The 4276-nt window shown below is 38.0% G+C and carries 2 protein-coding genes; both read right to left on the bottom strand.

Going from position 1 to position 4276, the window contains the following annotated elements; all coding sequences use genetic code 11:
• Positions 1 to 3678: molybdopterin-dependent oxidoreductase (locus ABFR62_13295; GenBank protein ID MEN8139395.1), on the bottom strand; the 3678-nt coding region annotated here is incomplete at its 3' end.
• A gap of 100 nt (positions 3679 to 3778) precedes the next feature.
• Complete coding sequence (locus ABFR62_13290) at positions 3779 to 4132, bottom strand: four helix bundle protein (GenBank protein ID MEN8139394.1); 354 nt, start codon at positions 4130 to 4132, stop codon at positions 3779 to 3781.
• Positions 4133 to 4276 lie beyond the last annotated feature (144 nt).

Here is a 4276-nt window from a genome sequence, read left to right as displayed (position 1 = left end):
ATAAAACTTCTCGTCAAAAATCTTCTCAATCACATCGCAGGAGTAGTTAAACTTCTTCTCCTTAGCTTCCCGGATTGTAGATTTCAACACAAACTTATCTTCAGAATCGTCTCCTAAAAACTTAACGATTTCCAGATTTACATCACCTAAATCTTCAAGCCCGTTGATTCCTAATTGCAGTGCAATATCAAACAACTGCTCTAAATTTAGTTTTCCGGTTTTTGTAGCCAGTTTTTTATCGAAAGTCTGAATATACTTCTGAGTATTGGTAAACGAGCCACCACTTTCTACCGGTGCCGAAGCAGGTAGAATTAAATCGGCTTGCTCAGCGGTTTCTGTCATAAAATAATCCTGAACTACCACAAAAGGAACATCGGCAATTTGCTTTTTCATCTCCTCTTTGTCAACAGCACATCCTACAGGATCTTCTCCAAATACGAAAGCATTTTTTACAACCCGCAATTCTAAAAGAGAATCTATGTCATGTATCTTATCATTCATATCCGAAATATTCCAAACACTTTCCATCTTCGAAATAGAATCTAAAATATTATTCCCTCCAACAGCCAATGAACTTTTAACTCCCATATCAATTAATCCATGTGAGTTGTTTTTTTCTTTCAATGCAATTAATCCGCTTGCTGTTTTACCAAGCTTACCACTAATCAAAACAAGATTTTTTATCTCCTGTGCTGTGGCTCCATCAATATTTTGCTCTGCAAATATTATTACTGCATTTTGCTCAAGCAAATACCTGTTCGCAAACTTCGATATTACTTTTTTGTCAGATACCCCGGATAGTTTTACCAACTCAGAGTAGTCCTCTCTTAAAGTATCAATCTTATAATCTTCGTGACCTTCTACTCTGCCATTTACAAACATCATATTTTCTTTTCCTTTCGATAAAATATAATGGTTTACAGCCTTAAAAAAGTGGTAATACGATTCTACTTCGGTTTTAGTATCATACTTGTGAGTCAGTCCGTAAGCATCGGCAGAAGCAATCAATTCTACATTCACCCCTTTTATGTAAGATGAATTAAATATTTTATACCCAACTACAGGATGAGTTTCCTTTATATCATCTCCAATCAAAAAGATTGTACCGGCTTGATCTAAATGATTTATTGGAACATTTTCCTCAGAAATAACATCGAAATAATCGCCCTTCCCGAAGTTTGCAAAACTGCCAACATTGTTAGTTCTCACACCCGCTCTGGCAATTTTCTGCAACATGTACATTTCCTCGTTGCTGTAACGTGCCCCTATTGTAAATATATTTTCGTCTGGCTTAACAGAAGATGCCTTTTCCTTAATAAGAGCATATGCATCATCCCACGAAACCTCTGCAAAACTACCATCTGCCTGCTTTTGTAATGGTTTTGTAATTCGGCTTGAATCGTTTAGATAATTGTAGCCAAACTTAGCCATCTGACAAATATTGCCATCAGTATTTATTTGCCCTTCTGCACCTTTTACCTTCATCACAAAATTATTGTGATTTTTATAATCAACTGTACAACCAACCGAACAATAGTTACAAATCGACTCTGCACTGTACTCTACAACAGGCCCCGGTTTGAACTGGAAGTTCTCACTAATTGCACCCGTTGGACAGGTAGATATACAAAGTCCACAACTCTCACAAGTTGTATCCTGAAGTGAAAGTCCCATACTTGGGGCAACAACTGTGTCGAATCCGCGGTTTACCAGTCCAAGAGCATTTGCACCGACAACTTCTTTACATATACGTACACAACGTGCACAAAGTATACATTTGTTGTTATCGATTTCTATAAAAGGATGACGGAAATCAACATTGTGCTCGTGATACTCTCCTGCATATTTTTTCTGATCGGCCTCATACTCTCCTGCATATTTTTTCAAATCGCAATCGTAATACTCAACACAACCGCACTCCAAACATCTACCTGCCTCAGTTTTACACACAGATTCATCGGCATAACCCAATTCCACTTCATCAAAATTAAATCGATCTGCAGCATCTAAAACAGGCATTTCCTGACGGGTTTGTAAAGCATATTTACCGGCGTACTCCTCTTTTATCTGAGTTTTGAAATTATCCTTTTTACTTAAAAATTCTTTTGCCTTAGGTTTAATTTCCTGTCCTGTTAAATACTGATGACACGAATCAGCAGCCGTTTTGGCCTGCGCTATAGCTTCTATAATTGTAGCAGCTCCCGTAACTCCATCACCTGCCGCAAATACCGACTTTATTCCGGTTTGAAGAGTTTCCTTATCTGCATCAATATCTCCCCACTTATTTACAATCAACTCACCATCTTCCGAAAACCTGTTAATATCATCAATAAAATCAACATTGGTTTTTTGTCCGATAGCCGCCAATATATAATCAAGCTCCAGTTCAAACTCTGAACCTTCAATAGGAACCGGTCTTCTACGTCCTGAGGCATCAGGCTCACCAAGCTCCATCTTAAGACATGTAACCGATTTTAAAACACCATTTTCATCCTTGTTAACCACTTTCGGGTTTGTCAGAAACAGGTATTCTACTCCTTCAAGTTTAGATTCGTGGATCTCTATAGGATTAGCCGGCATTTCGGCTTCTGTTCTACGGTAAATTACATAAACCTTTCCGGCATTACATCTTATAGAAGTTCTACAACAGTCCATTGCTGTATTACCTCCACCTACAACTGCTACAGTCTTTCCGCTCAGGTCCATTTTTTGACCTGTCATCTCCATATTTCTTAAGAAATCAATTCCTGAAAAAACATTTTGAGCATCGTCACCTTTAGTTCCTATCAAAGTTCCTTTTTGAGAACCAATTGTCAGTATCGTAGAGTCGTAATCCTTTTTGATAGACTCATAACTCAGGTTTTCACCGAAATACTGATTGTATTTTATATTTACACCTAAATCGGTGATATTCTTTACTTCTTCATCGAGAATGTCGTTTGGCAAACGGTATTCAGGAATTCCGTAACGCAACCATCCTCCCGAATGTGGATTTGCCTCGAAAATATCAACCTGATGACCTTTTATCTGCAGGAAGTGAGCAGCAGACAATCCGCCGGGACCGGCACCTATTACAGCAACTTTCTTACCGGTTGATGGCTCTATTTCAGGAATAAATTTATTCTCCGACATTAAATCATAATCAGATGCAAAACGTTTCATATAGTCAATTCCTACAGGAGCCCCTTCGTCCAATAAATTCCTGCGACAGGCAGCCTCACAAGGACGCACACAAACCCGGCCGCAGATTGCAGGAAGTGGATTTGTTTCTTTAATCAACGCCACCGCATCGTGATATTTTTCTTTCTCAATGAGCGAAATATAGCCCTGAACATCAACACCTGCCGGACACGTTTCCTTACACGGAGCCGCACAATCGGCATAATGGTTACTCATTATTAAATCGAGAGCCGTTTTTCGTGAGGCATGAATAGCATCGTTATCGGTAATAACCTTCATCCCATCAGTAACCCTGGTAGAACAACTGGGCTGATGACCTCTCATTCCCTCTACCTCAACAACACACAAATAACACGAGCTGAAAGGCTCTAACCTTGGATCATTACACAGGGTAGGAATCTCTATTCCTTCGCGCTTAGCTACCTGTAAAACAGTTTCGCCATCCTGAACTTCTACGGATTTTCCGTTTAGTTCTATATTTATTGTTTTTATTTCCATTTATTTCTTAATTGTGATTCAGCTATACAGTGAAACAGTGATGCAGTGATGCAGTGATGCAGTGATGCAGTTATGCAGATTGATTCACTGTTTTACAACATTACTTCTGTTTTGAGAGTAAAGACTGCTTCAACTTGTATAACATTTTTCTTATTATCACTATTATTTCATCTACGATAATAGAAGTATCATAATACTCAAGTTTTTGAATTATTATTAGTTGTGTTTCCAATTCACTTAATGAACCAGAAGCAATGTTAATAAATCGTACAAATTCTTTATTCGATCCTCTTCCTGCACCCTCAGCAATATTTGATGGAACAGAAACTGAAGAACGCTTTATCTGTGATATTAAACCAAATTTTTCATCTGATGGCAGTTCTTTAGATAATTTATAAACTTCTAATACCAAATCAACACTTAGCTGCCAAACTTTTAAATCTTTATGTGTCATTAAATATACTTTTATATGGTTAACTGATATCTTAATTGTTTCACCGATTCACCAAATCACCGATTCACCGTACCACCGATTCACCGTATCACCGTATCACCGATTCACTAATACACCAAAATCGAATCAAAATTACACGCATCG

The sequence above is a fragment of the Bacteroidota bacterium genome, from assembly GCA_039714315.1.
Classification (GTDB): domain Bacteria; phylum Bacteroidota; class Bacteroidia; order Flavobacteriales; family JADGDT01; genus JADGDT01.
The sequence above is the reverse complement of the archived record's forward strand: the minus strand, read 5'-3'. Positions and strand labels throughout refer to the sequence as shown.

Bases quoted from the DNA above. Each gene is read 5' to 3' on its own strand.
- ABFR62_13290 (MEN8139394.1), bottom strand. From the start codon at position 4,132: ATGACACATAAAGATTTAAAAGTTTGGCAGCTAAGTGTTGATTTGGTA.